Consider the following 17,328-nt stretch of genomic DNA (forward strand, 5'->3'; position numbering starts at 1 on the left):
AATTATAATTAAAACTAGCTTATAATACAGCGTTATATCTTTTAATTAAGGGGTATTGATGCTAACCCAATTAAAAACTTATCCAAAATTACTCAAACATTATGAAGAAATTAAAGAAATGCACATGCGCGACTGGTTTTCTAAAGACAAAGAGCGAGCGAGTCGCTATTTCGTGCAATTGGAAAGCTTGAGCCTGGATTATTCCAAAAACCGCTTGAACGACACCACCTTAAAACTTCTTTTTGAATTGGCGAAGGATTGTTCTTTAAAAGAAAAGATTGAAGCGATGTTTAAGGGCGAAAAAATCAACACCACCGAAAAAAGGGCCGTTTTACACACCGCCTTAAGGAGCTTGAACGACACGGAAATTTTACTAGACAACATGGAAGTGTTAAAAAGTGTTCGGAGCGTTTTAAAACGCATGCGAGCCTTTAGCGATAGCGTGAGGAGCGGTAAAAGATTAGGCTATACCAATCAAGTGATCACTGATATTGTCAATATCGGTATTGGGGGGTCAGATTTGGGCGCTTTAATGGTTTGCACCGCTCTAAAACGCTACGGCCACCCGAGATTAAAAATGCATTTTGTGTCTAATGTGGATGGCACGCAGATTTTAGACGTTTTGGAAAAAATCAATCCGGCCAGCACGCTTTTTATCGTGGCTTCTAAGACTTTTTCCACTCAAGAAACCTTAACCAACGCCCTAACCGCTAGAAAATGGTTTGTAGAAAGGAGTGGCGATGAAAAGCATATCGCTAAGCACTTTGTAGCGGTATCCACCAATAAAGAAGCCGTGCAACAATTTGGCATTGACGAGCATAACATGTTTGAATTTTGGGATTTTGTAGGGGGGCGCTATAGTTTGTGGTCGGCTATTGGCTTATCCATTATGATCTATTTAGGGAAGAAAAATTTTAACGCTCTTTTGAAAGGAGCATATTTGATGGATGAGCATTTTAGAAACGCCCCTTTTGAAAGCAATTTGCCCGTTTTAATGGGGCTAATTGGCGTGTGGTATATCAATTTTTTCCAATCCAAAAGCCATTTAATCGCTCCTTATGATCAGTATTTAAGGCATTTCCCTAAATTCATCCAGCAATTGGATATGGAAAGCAATGGCAAACGCATCAGCAAAAAAGGCGAAATCATCCCCTATGACACATGCCCTGTTGTTTGGGGCGATATGGGCATTAACGCTCAGCACGCCTTTTTCCAGCTCTTGCATCAAGGCACGCATTTAATCCCCATTGATTTTATCGCTTCCTTAGATAAAAAGCCTAACGCTAAAGGCCACCATGAGATTTTATTCAGCAATGTTTTAGCGCAAGCGCAAGCTTTTATGAAAGGCAAAAGCTATGAAGAAGCGCTTGGGGAATTGCTCTTTAAAGGCTTAGACAAAGATGAAGCCAAAGACTTGGCCCACCACAGGGTGTTTTTTGGCAACCGCCCCTCTAATATCCTTTTATTAGAAAAGATTTCACCAAGCAATATTGGGGCATTGGTGGCCCTTTATGAGCATAAAGTCTTTGTGCAAGGGGTCATTTGGGATATTAACAGCTTTGATCAATGGGGCGTGGAGCTTGGGAAAGAGTTAGCTGTGCCGATTTTACAAGAATTAGAGGGGCATAAAAGCAACGCTTATTTTGACAGCTCCACTAAGCACTTGATAGAATTGTATAAGAATTACAACCAATAGGCTTTGTTTTATTGACAAGATAAAACCTAAAAACAATAAAACAAGGCTTAACCCCCATTCTCAAGCACTCCATTCAAAATAATCCGTTAATCATAACGGATTTTAGCGCCATATATTAGCCATTTGAATTTAAAGAGAGTAAATTTTCCACAAATTAATCGTTTTTAGCTTTTAAAAGCTTAACTTTCTCATCATATGCATTATTTTACATATTATAATTATTTCAAAGCTAAGAATAATAAAAACTAAAGAATAGATTTATCTTTAAAAGCATTTGCATTTATCAATCTCATTTTAGGAGGCATGCATGAAAAAGGCAAGTCAGGTTTTATTCTTTGGGGCATTTTTAAGCTCTTCTTTACAAGGTTTTGAAGCTAAGCTCAACGGCTTTGTGAATCAATCCAGCACTATCGGTTTTAACCAGCATAAAATCAATAAAGAAAGAGGCATCTACCCTATGCAGCAATTCGCAACGATTGCGGGCTATTTAGGGCTTGGTTTTAGCCTGTTACCCAAAAAGGTTTCAGACCATGTTCTAAAAGGCAAAATAGGGGGCATGGTCGGATCTATTTTCTATGACGGCACAAAGAAGTTTGAATACGGCTCTGTAGCTTACAACCTCTTTGGTTATTATGATGGGTTTATGGGGGGTTATACGAATATCTTACAGACCGATAGTCTTGAAACACAGAACATGAAACACAATAAAAATGTCCGCAATTATGTCTTTAGCGATGCGTATTTAGAATACGCTTATAAGAATTATTTTGAAATAAAAGCCGGACGCTATTTATCCACTATGCCTTATAAAAGCGGTCAAACGCAAGGCTTTCAAGTTTCTGGGCAATACAAGCATGCGCGTTTGACTTGGTTTAGCTCTTTTGGGAGGGCGTTCGCTTACGGTTCGTTTTTAATGGATTGGTTTGCCGCACGGACCACTTATAGCGGGGGCTTTACCAAAAACGATAAGGGAGGTTATGATAGCCATGGGCAAAAGGTGCTTTATGGCACGCATGCGGTGCAACTCACCTACAAACCTCATCGTTTCCTCATAGAAGGCTTTTATTACCTTTCGCCTCAAATCTTTAACGCTCCAGGCGTTAAGATTGGTTGGGACTCTAACCCCAATTTTAGCGGCACAGGCTTTCGCTCTGATACAGCTGTCATAGGGTTTTTCCCCATTTACTACCCTTGGATGATCGTTAAATCCAATGGAAGCCCGGTCTATAGATACGACACGCCTGCCACTCAAAACGGGCAAAACCTCATCATCCGCCAACGCTTTGACATCAATAATTACAATGTTTCAATCGCCTTTTATAAAGTTTTTCAAAACGCTAATGGTTGGATAGGCAACATGGGGAATCCAAGCGGTGTGATCATGGGGAGTAACAGCGTGTATGCGGGTTTTACAGGCACAGCCCTTAAAAGAGACGCCGCTACCATTTTCCTTTCTTGTGGCGGCACTCATTTTGCCAAAAAATTCACATGGAAATTCGCCACGCAATATTCCAATTCAGTAGTCTCTTGGGAAGCGAGAGCGATGATCTCTTTAGGTTATAAATTCACTGAATATTTGAGCGGCAGCGTGGATCTTGCGTATTATGGCGTGCATACTAACAAAGGCTTTAAACCGGGTGAAAACGGGCCTGTGCCTAAAAACTTCCCCGCCCTTTATTCTGACAGGAGCGCGTTATACACGGCTCTAGTAGCATCATTTTGATGCTGTCTCCTACGATATGATAGGCATCATTTTGATGCTGTCTCCTACGATATGATAGACGCTTTTTAACGCTGTTCCTCTAATCTCTATATATAAAATTTCTTTTCAAGCAAAAGCCCTTTTTAAATCATACCCATTAAGCAAAATATCCATTATCTTCATCATCTTTAAAATTGAGCTTTTAAAAAAGCAAACGATAGCTTTTTAAAAACCAGAGCAGAAATCCCAAACATCTTTAGTGTTTGCATGCTTCACGAACAGGGTCAAACTTTTTTTATGGATTTAAAGGGGGGTTAAAACCCCTTTTTTATTCAAGCGGCTTTGATATAGGGCGTTTCAGCCAGTGGCGGGTAAATTTGATTTTTAAAATAAGCGTTTGAGCAAATCCTAACGCTCACAATTAACACTAACAACGCCACAAGCATGAAAAACACGCACAAAATCGCATCAATCGCATGGTTAAAAAAGGATTTTTGGAGCGTTTTGAGCGCTTTTTCATCGGTAGTGAGTGCGATTTTTTCTTTGATGATTTGCATTTGCGCCACATGCGAAACGTTATTAAGCACGCTATCATCACTCTTTGGCATTACTTTTAAAATACCGCTATAAAAAGTGATAAATAAAATCAAAACTGCCGGCAAGGCGCTTATCATCGCCCCCTTAAAACGCCCCATTTTAAACAACACCACCGTAACCAACAACAACGCCATGCCCGCTAACATCTGATTGCTCACGCCAAATAAAGGCCATAGCGTATAAATCCCCCCTTTAGGGTCAATCGTGCCTTGATACAAGAAATACCCCCACCCTGCCACGCACAAAAGAGTGGCAAAAATCCCGGCCTTATAAGAGCTAAGATTACCCAAAGGCTTATAAACATTACCGAGCAAATCTTGGATCATGAAACGAGCGGTTCGTGTGCCTGCATCCACAGCAGTTAAAATAAACAAAGCTTCAAACAAAATCGCAAAATGGTACCAAAACGCCATCACGCTTGGATCCCCTAAAATGTGATACACAATCATCGCTAAACCGATCGCAAAAGTGGGCGCCCCACCGGTGCGGCTCAAAATGGAGCTTTCGCCGATGTTTTTAGTCATCTCACTAATTTCTTCAGCGCTGATACTAAACCCCCATGAGCTAATCACTGAAGCCGCATCAGCTATATCTTTACCGATGCTCACTTCTGGGGAATTGATAGCGAAATAAAGCCCTGGGTGTAAAATCCCTGCGCACACCAACGCCATAAGAGCCACAACGCTCTCCATCACCATAGATCCATAGCCTACTAGCCTAGCGTCGCTTTCTTTAGCGAGCATTTTAGGGGTCGTGCCTGAAGAAATTAAAGCATGAAAGCCGCTGATCGTCCCGCAAGCCACCGTGATAAACAAGAAAGGGAACACGCTTCCTGCAAACACAGGCCCGCTGCCATCTACAAAGGGCGTGATTTTAGGGATTTGTAAGGGCGGAGCGACAAAAATAATGGCCACAACCAACACCCCTATAACGCCAATTTTTAAAAAAGTGCTTAAATAATCTCGTGGAGCGAGTAAAAACCATACCGGTAAAATAGAAGCCACAAAACCATAACCCATGATCATCCACGCTAAAGAGCTGGCTTCAAAGGTGAAGATTGACGCTAATTTAGGATCTAAAGAAATATATTTGCCCGCATAAATCGCTATAATCAACAAAATAAAGCCGATAACAGAAACTTCTAAAATCTTATGCGGCCTGAAAAACCGCATGTAAAGCCCCATAAGAATCGCAATGGGAATAGTCATTGCGATCGTAAAAAAGCCCCAAGGCGAATGCGCTAAAGCCTTCACCACCACCATCGCTAAAATCGCAATGATGATGAGCATGATCCCTAAAATGCCAAGACTTGCGATCATGCCTACAAATTGACCCATTTCAAGCTTGATCATTTCGCCTAAAGACTTGCCATCGCGCCTAATGGAAGCAAAAAGCACCACAAAATCATGCACGCAACCCCCTAAAACCGAGCCTATCAAAATCCATAAGATAGAGGGCAAGTAACCCATTTGAGCGGCTAGTATCGGGCCTACTAAAGGGCCAGCCCCAGCAATAGCGGCGAAATGATGCCCAAAGGTGATGGCTTTATCGGTTGGCACAAAATCCTTGCCGTCATTCCTTACGCATGCGGGCGTGGCTCTGTTATCATCTAGCTTTAACACCCGATAAGCGATAAAATGGCTATAAAAACGATAGCCTATGCTATAAATACAAGCGCTCGCTACTACAAGCCATAGCGTGTTAATGCTCTCACCCTTGTGTAAGGCTAACACCCCTAAACAGATCGCCCCTAAAATAGCGACAAAAACCCAAGCCAAAGAAACTAAACTTTTTTGCATGTCCTCTCCATTTAATGATTGTTTAACCATTGTTGTTAATTTCAGCCAGTTTTTTATTATAATCCAAATTTTCTTTGAATAGTGGAAAAATGGCTCATAAACTTCCCGCATAAAGGCTTGGGTTTTCCAAACTTCTAACAATTGGGGTGAATAAGAGTCGTTTTAAACATGATGCTTTAAAGCGTCATTAATTTTAAGGTATAGCGTTATGGCATTAGATTGGGATTTTATGTTTCACTCCATCCCTGCGTTTCTTAAGGGGTTAAAACTCACGCTTTATATTTCTTTCTTTGGGATTTTGCTCTCTCTTTTGGTGGGGTTTTTGTGCGCGATCATTTTGTATTTTAAAACACGCTTTCTCTCTCCTATCATCTATATCTATGGCGAAATCGCCAGGAACACGCCCCTACTCATCCAGCTTTTCTTTTTGTATTACGGGTTGAATGAAATCGGTTTGAGCGCTTTAGAGTGCGCGATTTTAGCGTTAGGGTTTTTGGGTGGGGGGTATATGAGTCAAAGTTTTTTGCTTGGGTTTAAGAGCTTGGCTTCCATTCAAAAAGAAAGCGCTTTGAGTTTAGGGTTTAGCCCTTTGAAAATGATGTATTATATTATTCTGCCTCAAAGTTTAAGTGTTTCTATGCCTTCTATAGGGGCGAATGTGATTTTTTTACTCAAAGAAACTTCTGTGGTGGGCGCGATAGCCCTAACCGATATTATGTTTGTAGCGAAAGATTTTATTGGCATTTATTACAAAACGACTGAAAGCCTTTTGATGTTAAGCCTCACTTATTTGATCGCTTTACTCCCTTTAAGCGTTTTGTTTGTGATCTTAGAGCGTTTTTTTAAAAAGAAAGTGGCTTAAAATGGGGGTTTTATTAGAGTTAGACAACCTTAAGCGTTTGTTAGAAGGGTTTGAGATCACTCTTTTAATCGCTCTTAGCTCTGCGGTTATTTCAATCATTGTTGGAATGCTTTTGGGGAGCTTGATGGCGTTTGGTTCTAAAATAGTGGTTTTAGCGTGCCGTGTGTATTTAGAAAGCATTCGCATTATCCCACTTTTAGCATGGCTGTTTATCGTGTATTTTGGGTTAGCGAGCTTGTTTGATTTGCACATTAGCGCGGTTTTGGCGAGCATCATTGTTTTTAGCTTGTGGGGGGGCGCTGAAATGATGGATTTGACTAGAGGGGTTTTAACTTCTGTGAGTAAGCATCAAGTAGAAAGCGCTCTAGCCTTAGGCTTAGATTCAAAAAAGGTGATTTTTAATATTATTTTCCCTCAAAGCTTTTTGTCTTTATTGCCCTCAAGCCTTAATTTATTCACGCGCATGATTAAAACCACAGCCTTAGTCTCTCTCATTGGAGCGATTGATTTGTTAAAAGTGGGCCAGCAAATCATAGAGCTTAACCTCTTACGCATGCCTAATGCGAGCTTTGTGGTTTATGGCATTATCTTAATGTTTTATTTTAGTTTATGCTATAGTTTGAGCCTGTATAGTTCCTATTTAGAAAAAAAATTCCAATACATTAGAGGGTAAAATGAGCGTGATTTTAGAAACCAAAGGGTTAAAAAAAACCTATCAAAACCATTTGGTTTTAGACGGCATCAATTTCACTTTAAATAAGGGTGAAGTGGCAGTGATTTTAGGGCCTAGCGGGTGCGGGAAAAGCACTTTTTTAAAGTGTTTAAACGGGCTTGAAAAGATTGATGAGGGTGAAATCCTTTTTGAAAACACTAACCTTAATACACCAACCACTAACTGGAATCAAATGCGCCAAAAAATAGGCATGGTGTTTCAAAATTATGAATTGTTCCCGCATTTAAATGTGTTAGATAATATCTTACTCGCCCCCTTAAAAGTGCAAAAACGATCCAAAGATGAGGTCATTTCTCAAGCCGTAGAGCTTTTAAAACGAGTGGGTTTGGAGCATAAACAACAAGCTTACCCTAAAGAATTGAGCGGCGGGCAAAAACAGCGAGTAGCGATCGTGCGTTCTTTATGCATGCGGCCAAAAATCATGCTCTTTGATGAAGTAACCGCCTCTTTAGACCCTGAAATGGTTAAAGAAGTTTTAGAAGTGATTTTAGAATTGGCCACAATGGGCATGAGCATGGTGATTGTAACGCATGAAATGAAATTCGCGCAAAAAATCGCTCATAAAATCGTGTTTTTTGATAGCGGTAAGATCGCTGAAGAAAACAGCGCTAAAGAATTTTTTAACCACCCGAAATCTCAAAGAGCGCAAAAATTTTTAGAAACTTTCCATTTTTTAGGGAGCTGTTAAATAAAGTTTGCTAAAAAGATGATTTTAATTTCAAAAAAAGGTGTTTTTATGAAAACGAACGGGCTTTTTAAAATGTGGGGGCTATTTTTAGTTTTAATCGCTTTAGTCTTTAGTGCATGTTCTGATAGCCATAAAGAAAAAAAGGACGCTTTAGAAGTCATTAAACAAAGAGGGGTTTTAAAAGTGGGGGTTTTTAGCGATAAACCTCCTTTTGGCTCTGTGGATTCTAAAGGGAAATATCAAGGCTATGATGTAGTCATTGCTAAACGCATGGCCCTTGATTTATTGGGCGATGAAAATAAAATTGAGTTTATTCCTGTAGAAGCTTCAGCCAGGGTGGAATTTTTAAAAGCCAATAAAGTGGATATTATCATGGCTAATTTCACGCGCACTAAAGAAAGAGAAAAAGTCGTGGATTTCGCTAAGCCGTATATGAAAGTCGCTTTGGGGGTGATTTCTAAAGATGGGGTCATTAAAAATATAGAAGAGTTGAAAGATAAAGAGTTGATTGTGAATAAAGGCACGACAGCGGATTTTTATTTCACTAAAAATTACCCCAACATCAAACTTTTGAAATTTGAACAAAACACAGAGACTTTTTTAGCCCTTTTAAACAATAAGGCTACCGCTCTAGCCCATGACAACACTTTATTGCTCGCTTGGATAAAACAGCACCCTGAGTTTAAATTAGGCATTACAAGCCTTGGCGATAAGGATGTGATCGCTCCAGCGATTAAAAAGGGCAACCCTAAGCTTTTAGAATGGTTGAACAACGAAATTGATTCCCTCATTTCTAGCGACTTTTTAAAAGAAGCTTACAAGGAAACTTTAGAGCCTGTTTATGGCGATGAAATCAAACCGGAAGAAATTATTTTTGAATGATTTCTTTAGGCTTTGATTTCTTGACAGGGTGCGTTTTTGTTGGTAGGATTATGGGATTTTAACTTTATCATTTTATATTGAAAGGATTTTTTGATGAATTATTTTTATAAGCGTTGTTTGAAATTCTCACTGGTTGGGCTGCTAGGGCTTTTGAGCGTTCAGCTTGACGCTAGGAGTTTTGTTGATGGGGATTTAGACATTCAAAAATTCAGCTATGAAGATTCTCTGCTTAAAAAGGGAGACCCTAATGGCGTGCATAAGGTTCAGGTGCGAGATTATAAGGGCAAAATGCAAGAGGCTGAGATCCACTCAGAAATACGCATTGCGGTTAAACCGGGGGTTAAAAAAGAAGTTAAAAAAGGCAAAATTTATAGCGCTCAAATCAATGATGGCATGTGCTATGCTTTTAGAATGCTCCAAACCGGCGATAATACCACAGGCCTTGATTCTAAAGAGTTCCCTAAGCAAAGTCGTGAAAAAAAGGGCCGAGTGATCACTTTAATCGGTAAAGATGAAGTGCCTTATCTTATCTTAGAAACCGATTGCCAAGTGGGTGATATTGCAAAGATCTCTTTGGTGGGTAATTTTGATGGCACCGGGTTTCTTACGGAATATAAATTCAAAGACGCTAAACCCATTTACTAGTCTTTATTCTTCGCTTCATTCTTAAAATCTCTTAATCTTTTGTAATTAGGAGATTTTTTTATTCATTAGCAGTGTTTTTGATTGCATCTTAAAAATTTTAAAAACCCTGTTTGTGTTTTTGCCTCAAGTTGTTAAAAAAGCTCTGTCCTCATCAAATACTGATAAATAAAACCTTTTATAGAGCGCTTGCTTGATTAAAGTCAAGTTCTTTATTACTGATTTTTAAAACAAGATAAAAGAAAGGAAAGAAGAAAGAAACCCCCCCCCTTTTTTTTAGGAGTTTTCTTCTTGCTTATACCCTTTAAGCGCAAAGAAGAGGATATAAAAATAGCACAATAACGGCACACCATAAGCGTAGAGCAAATTTGATTCGGTTGCTGTTAGCATGTCTGTAACCACGCCTTGAATGGGGGGGATTAACGCTCCTCCCACAATCGCCATGCTAATCACCCCAGAAGCCTTAGAAGTGAGATGCCCTAAATTGAGCGTAGCCAAAGAAAAGATGGTAGGGAACATGATAGAGTTGAAAAAGCCCACAAAAGTCAGAGCGAATAAAGCGATCTTGCCTCCAATGAGAATAGCCAAAGCGATAAGCACGATAGAACTTAAGGCGTTGAAAGCCAGGTATTTATTAGGGGCAATTTTATTCATCAAAACACTGCCTAAGAAACGGCCCACCATCGCGCCTCCCCAATAATACACCAAGTAATGTGCGCTTGCTTGAGGGTCTAAATTCAAAAGCTTTTCAAAGCTTAACACCAAGAATGAGCCAATCGCCACTTCTCCCCCCACATAAAAAAAGATCCCCAAAGCCCCAAAAACAAAGTGTTTGTGCGAAAACAGGCTTTTTTGCGTCGTTTCTTTAGGCATTTCTTTTTCCACATCAGGCAATTTCAAAAGATACATGATGAGTGCTAAAAGAAGCGAAAACGTCGCCAAGCCCAAATAAGGCATTTGAACGCTTTTAGCGTCCGCTAGTTTGTCTATCAAACTTGCATTATCGCTCATTTTAGTCGTGCTAAAAATCAACAAGCTCCCAAAAATAGGCCCTAAAGTCGTGCCAAGCGAATTGAACGCCTGGACTAAAACCAGGTTTCTGGCTTCTTTACCTTTAGAAAGCAAGGTTACAAAGGGATTACCAGCGGTTTGTAAGCACACAATCCCGCTCGCTAAAATAAACAACGCTCCTAAAAAAAACCCGTAGGAGCCAAAATGCGCCGCCGGATAAAACAACGCGCACCCGCTCGCTGTGATCACAAAACCAAGCACCACGCCAAAAGGGTAGCCGATTTTACTGATCACATTCCCAAAAACTCCTCCCATGATGAAATACGCCCCGAAAAAGCAAAATTGAATGAGTGAAGCTTCAAAATAGGTCAAGTCAAAAATGGGCTTTAAATGCGGGATTAAAATGTCGTTTAAAACCGTGATAAAACCCATTAGAAAGAATAGCGCTGTCAAACTCCCCAGCACCAGAGTGTTAGAAGTTTTTTGCATACCTTCTCCTTTTTTATTGAGTTGATATAATAATAATGATATTACAATTATTTTAAGATAATAATCTGTCTAAATAAAGAAAAAGAGGCATGAAATGGGTAAAAAATGCAAAGCCCCTTAAAAAGAGCTTAACGAAAGATAAATACAGAAACAGAAATGATGCAGAGAATGATGATGCCTGAATTGAGCGCTTTGAAGTCTTTTTGAACCAATTTGATGATACTATAAGACAAAAAGCCAAAGGCTAAGCCATCGGCAATGGAGAAGGTTAAAGGCATCATCACCACGGTTAAAAAAGTGGAAACGCTAATGGCCATGTCTTTAAAATTCACCCCCTCTAACACGCTAAACATCAAAACCCCTACTACCACTAGCACCGGATAAATCGCATTGCTGGGAATGGCTTTTAAAAGAGGCAAGCAAAAGAGCGTTAAAACAAAAAATAATCCGGTAAAAACCGCTGTAAGCCCTGTGCGGCCCCCCTCTTCAACCCCACTCGCGCTCTCTATAAAAGCCGTCGTGGTAGAAACGCCCACCACCGCACTCCCTAAAGAAGCCACCGCATCCGCTTCCAAAGTCTTTTCCAATTCCTTGTTTTTTTCTTCATCATTGAAAAAATCAGTCTTGTGGCCAATCCCTGCAAGCGTGCCTAAAGAATCAAACAAATCGGTTACAAAAAAAGTGATGATGACTGGCACTAACGCTAAAGTGAAAGCCCCACTCGCATCAAAAAAAATGCCTTTAAAGTCTAATTGAAAGGCGATAGGACTAATGCTAGCGGGCATGGAAAAAAACTCGCTAGGGTAAGGGGCTAGCTTAAAAACCCATGCGAGAATGGAGGTGATTAAGACCGCTATAATGAAAGAACCCTTGATTTTGAGCGTGTAGAGCGCAAAAGTTACAATGATCCCAAAAACCCCCAATAACACATGCGGATCGCTAAAATCGCCTAAGGTTACAAGCGTAGCCTTATGGGTAACGACGATATGCATTTCTTTAAGACCAATAAATGCGATAAAAGCCCCTATCCCCGCGCTCACCGCACGCCTTAAATCGCTAGGAATGCTTCGCATGACCCAACTTCTAAATTTAGTGAAAGACAAAATCACAAAAATCGCTCCCGAGAGCGCTACGATGCCTAAAGCGCTCTGCCAGGGGAGTTTTAGCCCTTGAACCAATCCAAAGCTAAAATAAGCTGATAGCCCTAAGCCCACGCTCATAGCGATGGGGGTGTTTGCCCATAACCCGTTAAACACGCTCGATAAGATAGTGATAATGGCAGTCGCGCTCAAAAGGGCTTCATAAGGCATGTTGGCTTGAGAAAGGATAAGAGCGTTTAAGGGCACGATGTAAATCATGGTGATAAAAGTCGTTAAACCCGCTCTAAACTCGGTGGCAATGTTCGTGTTGTGTTCTTTAAGCTTGAAAAACCCCATGTTAGATAACTCCTTACTATTTGGTATAGATTAATTTAATAAGGGGCTTTGGGGTCATGCTAGCGCTATTTTATTTTAAATTGCCTTAAGATGCTTGATTGTGTTGTTTCAATCAAAAGAAGTGAGTAAAAAACCCTTTTTTTTAAAAACTCCGCTAAAAAATAATCGTTTTAACGAAAATCGCAAAAAAGCTCATCTTGTAAGGTAATTTTAATCTTTAGTGGTTTTTGAGAGCGTTTTTTTAAATTTGAAAAGATTGCTGTAAAACAAACGCCCCCATAAGCGTGATTATGGGGATAAATTCTAAAAAGGAGTTTGCCATGGAAAACTAAAACGAAAAATTAAAAATGGCGGAGACATTATACCTTAAAATTTCTTTTTTTAGGTTTAATGACTATTTTTTGAAAATTTTTAGCTTTAGAGATTTTTTAGAAGTTTGACCCCCCCTTTTTTTTTAAAAAGAGAGTTTTTAATAAGCAAACACATAATTGAGATACACGCTATAAAGCCTCCTATATTCTAGTTTGGTGTCTAGAAAAGAATAGTAATTCGTGTTAATGGTAGGGATTTTCACGCCCAATTCCATGCCATGTTGAGCCGCATGATGACTATCTTTTTTCTTAGGCCTAGCGAGATTGGTTCTCAAGCCCAAATTGAATAAAAATTGGAAATTAGCCGTATTCACTTTAGCGCTATAGACATTGCTGATGGTTTTTAAATTCACGAATTGAGAATTAAGCCATGAAGTCCCTGCTAAGGCGATACCTCCAAAAACGCCCACTGAAATCTGGTTATTCTTGCCTAAGAAATTGGTGTTTTTATCATTGATGAAATTAAACAATAAATCGCTACCCACCCCATAAGTCCAAACGTCAGAAGCCGAGTTAAAGAAATTGGATTTGATATAGGCGTGGTTGTAATCAAAGAAACCATAATACCTTAACCCCCATCTTTTCTTTTCTCCAAAAAATTGTTTATAACCCACTTGCACCCCAAGCCCGTTCATCGCCCCGTTATTAGTTTGAGAGCTAATAATACCCACTCGTTTGAAAGGGTTATGGCCGAGTTCTTGAACAATGGCGTTGGCTAGGGTTTGCGCTTGATTGATTTGAGGCGTTTGGCTAGAAAAAGAAGCGTTGCTATTTTCTAGCGAAGCTAGAGTTTCTTTCACGCCCGCGCAGCCTTTCCCCCAAGTGGTATTAGAAACGCTCTCGCTTGAAGCATTTGCGCTGCATTCTTCTATATAGTTTTTAAGAACTCCTGTAGAAATTCTATTGAAATCGCTCCCCACTTGATTGGCCAGTTTTAAAACCGCTGCTTGAGATTGAGCGTTTTTGAGCATGCTTTGAGCCAAAGCAACACTATTAGGAGAGTTAAGGTTAAAGTTATTGGGTTGCGCGATGCTTTTTAGTGGGGCAGTATTAATTTGTTGGGTTTCTTGAACGATGTTTTGAGCGTTACTGATCATGTCTGAAATAGCACTAAATTCCGTGCCAAAAACGCTACACGAATTTTGGTTAGCGCTTGTTTGCCATGAAGGGGTGTTTGCGTTATTAGTTCCACCATTACCATTACTAGACTTCCCTTTCAGCATCGGGCAATTGTCTTGGAGGGTGTTGATGATTGTTTGCGCTTGGGTTAAAAGATTTTGCGCATCGTTAATATAAGTATCAGTTATGCTAACTGTAGCATCAGCAGCATTGTTATTGTTATTATTGACATTAATGTTTTGAGCGTTGGTTGCTGTTTTAATGGTTACTTCCACCGTTTTTTTTGTATTGCTTAAAGCAGGGAGACCTTGTTTCAAAGCGGCTTGGATAATTTGATACGCTTTATTGAGCGTTGCAAATTGTTCAATGGAAAGATGAGAATTTTTGCCCGCTTTAAGAGTCCCTAAACCATTACTACCGCAAGTGATCGAATTTGAATTTTGTCCTGGTTGGTTGTAAAAAGTTTCTGTGGTGTTGTGATTGGGTTTATCCGTATAGCCTCCGCATATAACCGCATAGGCTATGCTATTCCATAACCCCACCGTGGATTGGAGCGCTAAAAGCGTGGCTTGATAGGCGGGGGAATTGTCTGTTGTATCAATCAAACTTTGCGCGCTTTTGTTTAAATTACCAATCGCTTGATTGATCGCTGTTGCGCTGTTTGCGTTAATCGCTTCTGGATTGGAGTGGCTGTGATTAGCTAAAAGCTTGTTCAAGTTTTCATAAGCGTCTGAAAGTTTTTGTACCTTGTCGGCGTTTTTCACTTTTTGAACCGCTTCACCGATTTGATAGCCCACGCTTAAAAAAACGCCGTTGTCTTCAGCATGGAGCAATGACGCCGCAAGAGTTAGAGAAAGCAGAATCGTTTTTTTCGTTTTTTTCATAAAATGTTCCTTAAAGTAATGTTTTATTGCAAAAATGTATCAAAATGAGAATTTATTTACAATGCGTTTAATTTTACCATAAATTTATTGGATTTCAAAAAAGTTTTAGGGTGTTTTGATGCGCTCAATCAAGCTTGTAAGAGTGTTTTTAATTTAATTGGGATTTGGTTTTAGAAAGATTGTTGTAAAATAAACGCCCCCATAAGTGCAATTATGGGGATAATTTTTAATGGGAGTTTGCCATGAAAACAGAAAATGGTAAAAACTCTTGGAAAACATTATACCTTGAAATTTCGTTTTTGGGGTGTAAAGTTGTTGTTTTATTGAAGCGGTAGTTTTGTAAAACGAAATTTCTGTAAAACGATAGCTTTAGTTTTTCCAAAGTTCCCTTAAGGCTTTTAGCTTTAAGGGTTTTCCTTAAAAGTTTATCCTTAACTTATGGGGGCAAAAAATAAAATTCAAAAAGATTGTTAGCCCATCATCTCTAAAGCCAGAGTGATCATGTTATCAAAGCTCTCTATTCTTTCTTTAGGGCTTAAGGCTTCTTTAGTGATTAAGTGATCTGAGACTGAGCATAAGCATAAAGCTTTAGCGTTCAATTCCATCGCCGTGGCGTATAACCCTGCCGCTTCCATTTCAATAGCCAAGTGGTTGTATTGGGCCATTAAATCAAAAGCATGCGTTTCAAAAGAATAGAAAAAATCGCTTGAAAAAACATTGCCTATTTTCAAATCAATACCCAAACGCTTTGCTGTTTGATACGCTCTTAAACTCAATTCAAAATCAGGCGTTGCGCTCAAATCGTGGTTTAAAAAACGCACCCGATTGGTTTTAGAATCCGTTGAAGCTCCAGTGGCCATGATAATGTCTTTCAGGCCAACTTTTGGGCTAATCGCCCCGCAAGTGCCAATCCTTAAAAGCTCTTTAACTTGATAGGTTTTAATAAGCTCCGTTACATAAATCGTGCATGAAGCAATGCCCATGCCATGCCCCATTAAAGAAATCCCCTTACCCTTATACTTCCCGCTAAAGCCTAGCATGTTACGCACATTCGTGATCTCTTTAGCATCTTGTAAAAAATTTTTCGCAATGTAGCTCACCCTTAAGGGATCGCCGCATAAAAGGCATTGAGAATAAAAATCGCCAATTTTAGCATTGATGTGAGGGGTCATGGTTGTCCTTTAAATTTTAATAAGTTTTTGCCATAATCTAGGGGGCTTAATCCCAAAAAGTGAGCGATACTTTGCCCAATATCCGCAAACGACTCGCTCTTGCCTAAAAAGGCTGGTTGCAAATCTTTGTGATAAAACAAAACAGGAATGTATTCTCGTGTGTGATCGGTGCCTTTAAAGCTGGGATCACACCCATGATCGGCGCAAAGAATGAGCAAATCGTTTTCTTTTAAATTGTCTAAAACCTCTTTTAAGCGCGCATCAAAATACTCTAAAGCGTTAGCATACCCGCTAACATCGCGCCTATGCCCATAATCGCTATCAAAATGCACAAAATTCGTAAAAATCAAGCTGTTGTTTGGGGCGTTTTTGACTCGCTCTAAAGTAACATCGCATAATTCCATTAAACTACCGGCTTTGAACTTTTGAGTGATCCCCACATGAGCGTAAATATCAGCGATTTTTCCAATGCTAATGACTTCGCCCTGCTTTTCTTCAATGAATGTTTCAAAAAGCAATTTTTTATGGGGCTTTATCGCATAGTCTTTGCGATTAGCGGTGCGCTTGAAATTCTCTCTATTCGCACCAATAAAGGGGCGTGCGATCACTCTGGCGATCTTTAAAGGCTCTAATATTTCAAACACTTCTTCACAAAGAGCGTATAAATGATCAAGCCCGAATTTTTCTTCATGTGCAGCGATTTGAAACACCGAATCCGCTGAAGTGTAAAAAATGGGGTATAAAGTTTCTAAATGCTTTTCGCCTAAATCTTTAATGATTTCTGTCCCTGATGCGTGGCAATTCCCTAAATAGCCCTTAATCTTAGTTTTACGCACAATTTCATCTAAAATTTCTTTAGGAAACGAATCATTTTTGTCTTTAAAATACCCCCATTCAAAAAGAACGGGCGCGCCCATCATCTCCCAATGCCCAGAAATCGTATCCTTGGCGCTAGAAAGTTCTTGCGCATAAGCGTAAGCCCCTATTAAATTGGGTTGTGGTTGGAAACCCAAAGGCAATTCATTTGCGGCTTTTAAAGCACTCAACCCTAAACCCAAACTCTCCAAATAAGGCAACTTCAAAACCCCCTTGCGATCGTTAGAATCAGCCAAGTTATTAAAACAAGCCTTAGCGATATTGCCTAAAGTGTTCGCCCCCAAATCGCCAAAATCTTTAGCGTCTTCACTAGCCCCTATACCAAAAGAATCCAATAATAAAACCACCACTCTTTTTTGCATGTTTTGT

The 17,328-nt window shown here is 39.7% G+C and carries 13 protein-coding genes and 1 pseudogene; 7 read left to right on the forward strand and 7 right to left on the reverse strand.

Going from position 1 to position 17,328, the window contains the following annotated elements:
- Positions 1-58 precede the first annotated feature (58 nt).
- Positions 59-1,696, forward strand: a complete 1,638-nt coding sequence (gene pgi / locus EAL44_RS02115) for a glucose-6-phosphate isomerase (protein WP_120860211.1) — start codon at positions 59-61, stop codon at positions 1,694-1,696.
- Between the two features lie 307 nt (positions 1,697-2,003).
- A complete protein-coding gene (hofH, locus tag EAL44_RS02120) occupies positions 2,004-3,419 on the forward strand; it encodes an outer membrane beta-barrel protein HofH (protein WP_121074208.1) in 1,416 nt (471 codons plus the stop codon).
- A gap of 311 nt (positions 3,420-3,730) precedes the next feature.
- On the opposite strand, the gene EAL44_RS02125 is transcribed toward hofH, so the two are convergent.
- Positions 3,731-5,794 carry a carbon starvation CstA family protein gene (locus EAL44_RS02125; RefSeq protein ID WP_121074211.1) on the reverse strand — a complete coding sequence of 688 codons (2,064 nt, stop codon included), beginning with the start codon at positions 5,792-5,794 and terminating at the stop codon, positions 3,731-3,733.
- A 208-nt stretch (positions 5,795-6,002) separates the two neighbouring features.
- Between EAL44_RS02125 and EAL44_RS02130 the strand changes: the two genes are divergently transcribed.
- The 5 genes from EAL44_RS02130 to EAL44_RS02150 all read left to right on the forward strand — a co-directional run bounded on the left by EAL44_RS02130 (position 6,003) and on the right by EAL44_RS02150 (position 9,604).
- Complete coding sequence (locus EAL44_RS02130; RefSeq protein WP_121074214.1) at positions 6,003-6,656, forward strand: amino acid ABC transporter permease; 654 nt, start codon at positions 6,003-6,005, stop codon at positions 6,654-6,656.
- Between the two features lies 1 nt (position 6,657).
- Entirely contained in the window at positions 6,658-7,329 is a 672-nt protein-coding gene (locus EAL44_RS02135; protein ID WP_121074217.1) for an amino acid ABC transporter permease, read from the forward strand.
- A gap of 1 nt (position 7,330) precedes the next feature.
- Positions 7,331-8,077: an amino acid ABC transporter ATP-binding protein gene (locus tag EAL44_RS02140; RefSeq protein WP_121074220.1), complete on the forward strand. Its 747-nt coding sequence runs from the start codon at positions 7,331-7,333 to the stop codon at positions 8,075-8,077.
- Between the two features lie 48 nt (positions 8,078-8,125).
- Positions 8,126-8,959 (forward strand): transporter substrate-binding domain-containing protein, encoded by an 834-nt coding sequence (locus EAL44_RS02145; RefSeq protein ID WP_078250885.1) that lies wholly within the window; start codon positions 8,126-8,128, stop codon positions 8,957-8,959.
- Positions 8,960-9,052: 93 nt separating this feature from the next.
- On the forward strand, positions 9,053-9,604 hold the full coding sequence (locus EAL44_RS02150; protein WP_121074223.1) for a hypothetical protein: 552 nt from the start codon (positions 9,053-9,055) through the stop codon (positions 9,602-9,604).
- A gap of 273 nt (positions 9,605-9,877) precedes the next feature.
- On the opposite strand, the gene EAL44_RS02155 is transcribed toward EAL44_RS02150, so the two are convergent.
- From EAL44_RS02155 to EAL44_RS02180, 6 genes and pseudogenes are all read right to left on the reverse strand, one after another.
- The gene (locus tag EAL44_RS02155) at positions 9,878-11,101 is read right to left on the reverse strand and encodes a sugar MFS transporter (protein WP_121074226.1); all 1,224 of its coding nucleotides are present in this window, start codon (positions 11,099-11,101) and stop codon (positions 9,878-9,880) included.
- Between the two features lie 128 nt (positions 11,102-11,229).
- Positions 11,230-12,537: an NCS2 family permease gene (locus EAL44_RS02160; protein ID WP_121074228.1), complete on the reverse strand. Its 1,308-nt coding sequence runs from the start codon at positions 12,535-12,537 to the stop codon at positions 11,230-11,232.
- Between the two features lie 469 nt (positions 12,538-13,006).
- Complete coding sequence (sabA, locus tag EAL44_RS02165; RefSeq protein ID WP_121074231.1) at positions 13,007-14,911, reverse strand: Hop family adhesin SabA/HopD; 1,905 nt, start codon at positions 14,909-14,911, stop codon at positions 13,007-13,009.
- A 168-nt stretch (positions 14,912-15,079) separates the two neighbouring features.
- Positions 15,080-15,262: pseudogene (locus EAL44_RS07945) on the reverse strand (hypothetical protein); the annotation flags it as partial.
- Between the two features lie 119 nt (positions 15,263-15,381).
- Entirely contained in the window at positions 15,382-16,083 is a 702-nt protein-coding gene (gene deoD, locus EAL44_RS02175) for a purine-nucleoside phosphorylase (protein WP_121074237.1), read from the reverse strand.
- On the reverse strand, positions 16,080-17,321 hold the full coding sequence (locus tag EAL44_RS02180; RefSeq protein WP_121074240.1) for a phosphopentomutase: 1,242 nt from the start codon (positions 17,319-17,321) through the stop codon (positions 16,080-16,082). The genes deoD and EAL44_RS02180 overlap by 4 nt, the downstream gene beginning before the upstream one ends.
- Between the last annotated feature and the right edge of the window lie 7 nt (positions 17,322-17,328).

The sequence above is a fragment of the Helicobacter pylori genome, assembly GCF_003637685.1.
In the GTDB taxonomy this organism is placed as follows: Bacteria; Campylobacterota; Campylobacteria; order Campylobacterales; family Helicobacteraceae; genus Helicobacter; species Helicobacter pylori_CJ.

Excerpts from the sequence above, each read along its gene's own strand:
- EAL44_RS02125 (WP_121074211.1), bottom strand. The coding sequence starts at position 5,794 with ATGCAAAAAAGTTTAGTTTCTTTGGCTTGGGTTTTTGTCGCTATTTTA.
- EAL44_RS02180 (WP_121074240.1), bottom strand. The coding sequence starts at position 17,321 with ATGCAAAAAAGAGTGGTGGTTTTATTATTGGATTCTTTTGGTATAGGG.
- EAL44_RS02145 (WP_078250885.1), top strand. The coding sequence starts at position 8,126 with ATGAAAACGAACGGGCTTTTTAAAATGTGGGGGCTATTTTTAGTTTTA.
- pgi (WP_120860211.1), top strand. The coding sequence starts at position 59 with ATGCTAACCCAATTAAAAACTTATCCAAAATTACTCAAACATTATGAA.
- sabA (WP_121074231.1), bottom strand. The coding sequence starts at position 14,911 with ATGAAAAAAACGAAAAAAACGATTCTGCTTTCTCTAACTCTTGCGGCG.
- hofH (WP_121074208.1), top strand. The coding sequence starts at position 2,004 with ATGAAAAAGGCAAGTCAGGTTTTATTCTTTGGGGCATTTTTAAGCTCT.
- EAL44_RS02135 (WP_121074217.1), top strand. The coding sequence starts at position 6,658 with ATGGGGGTTTTATTAGAGTTAGACAACCTTAAGCGTTTGTTAGAAGGG.
- EAL44_RS02160 (WP_121074228.1), bottom strand. The coding sequence starts at position 12,537 with ATGGGGTTTTTCAAGCTTAAAGAACACAACACGAACATTGCCACCGAG.
- EAL44_RS02130 (WP_121074214.1), top strand. The coding sequence starts at position 6,003 with ATGGCATTAGATTGGGATTTTATGTTTCACTCCATCCCTGCGTTTCTT.
- EAL44_RS02155 (WP_121074226.1), bottom strand. The coding sequence starts at position 11,101 with ATGCAAAAAACTTCTAACACTCTGGTGCTGGGGAGTTTGACAGCGCTA.
- deoD (WP_121074237.1), bottom strand. The coding sequence starts at position 16,083 with ATGACCCCTCACATCAATGCTAAAATTGGCGATTTTTATTCTCAATGC.
- EAL44_RS02140 (WP_121074220.1), top strand. The coding sequence starts at position 7,331 with ATGAGCGTGATTTTAGAAACCAAAGGGTTAAAAAAAACCTATCAAAAC.
- EAL44_RS02150 (WP_121074223.1), top strand. The coding sequence starts at position 9,053 with ATGAATTATTTTTATAAGCGTTGTTTGAAATTCTCACTGGTTGGGCTG.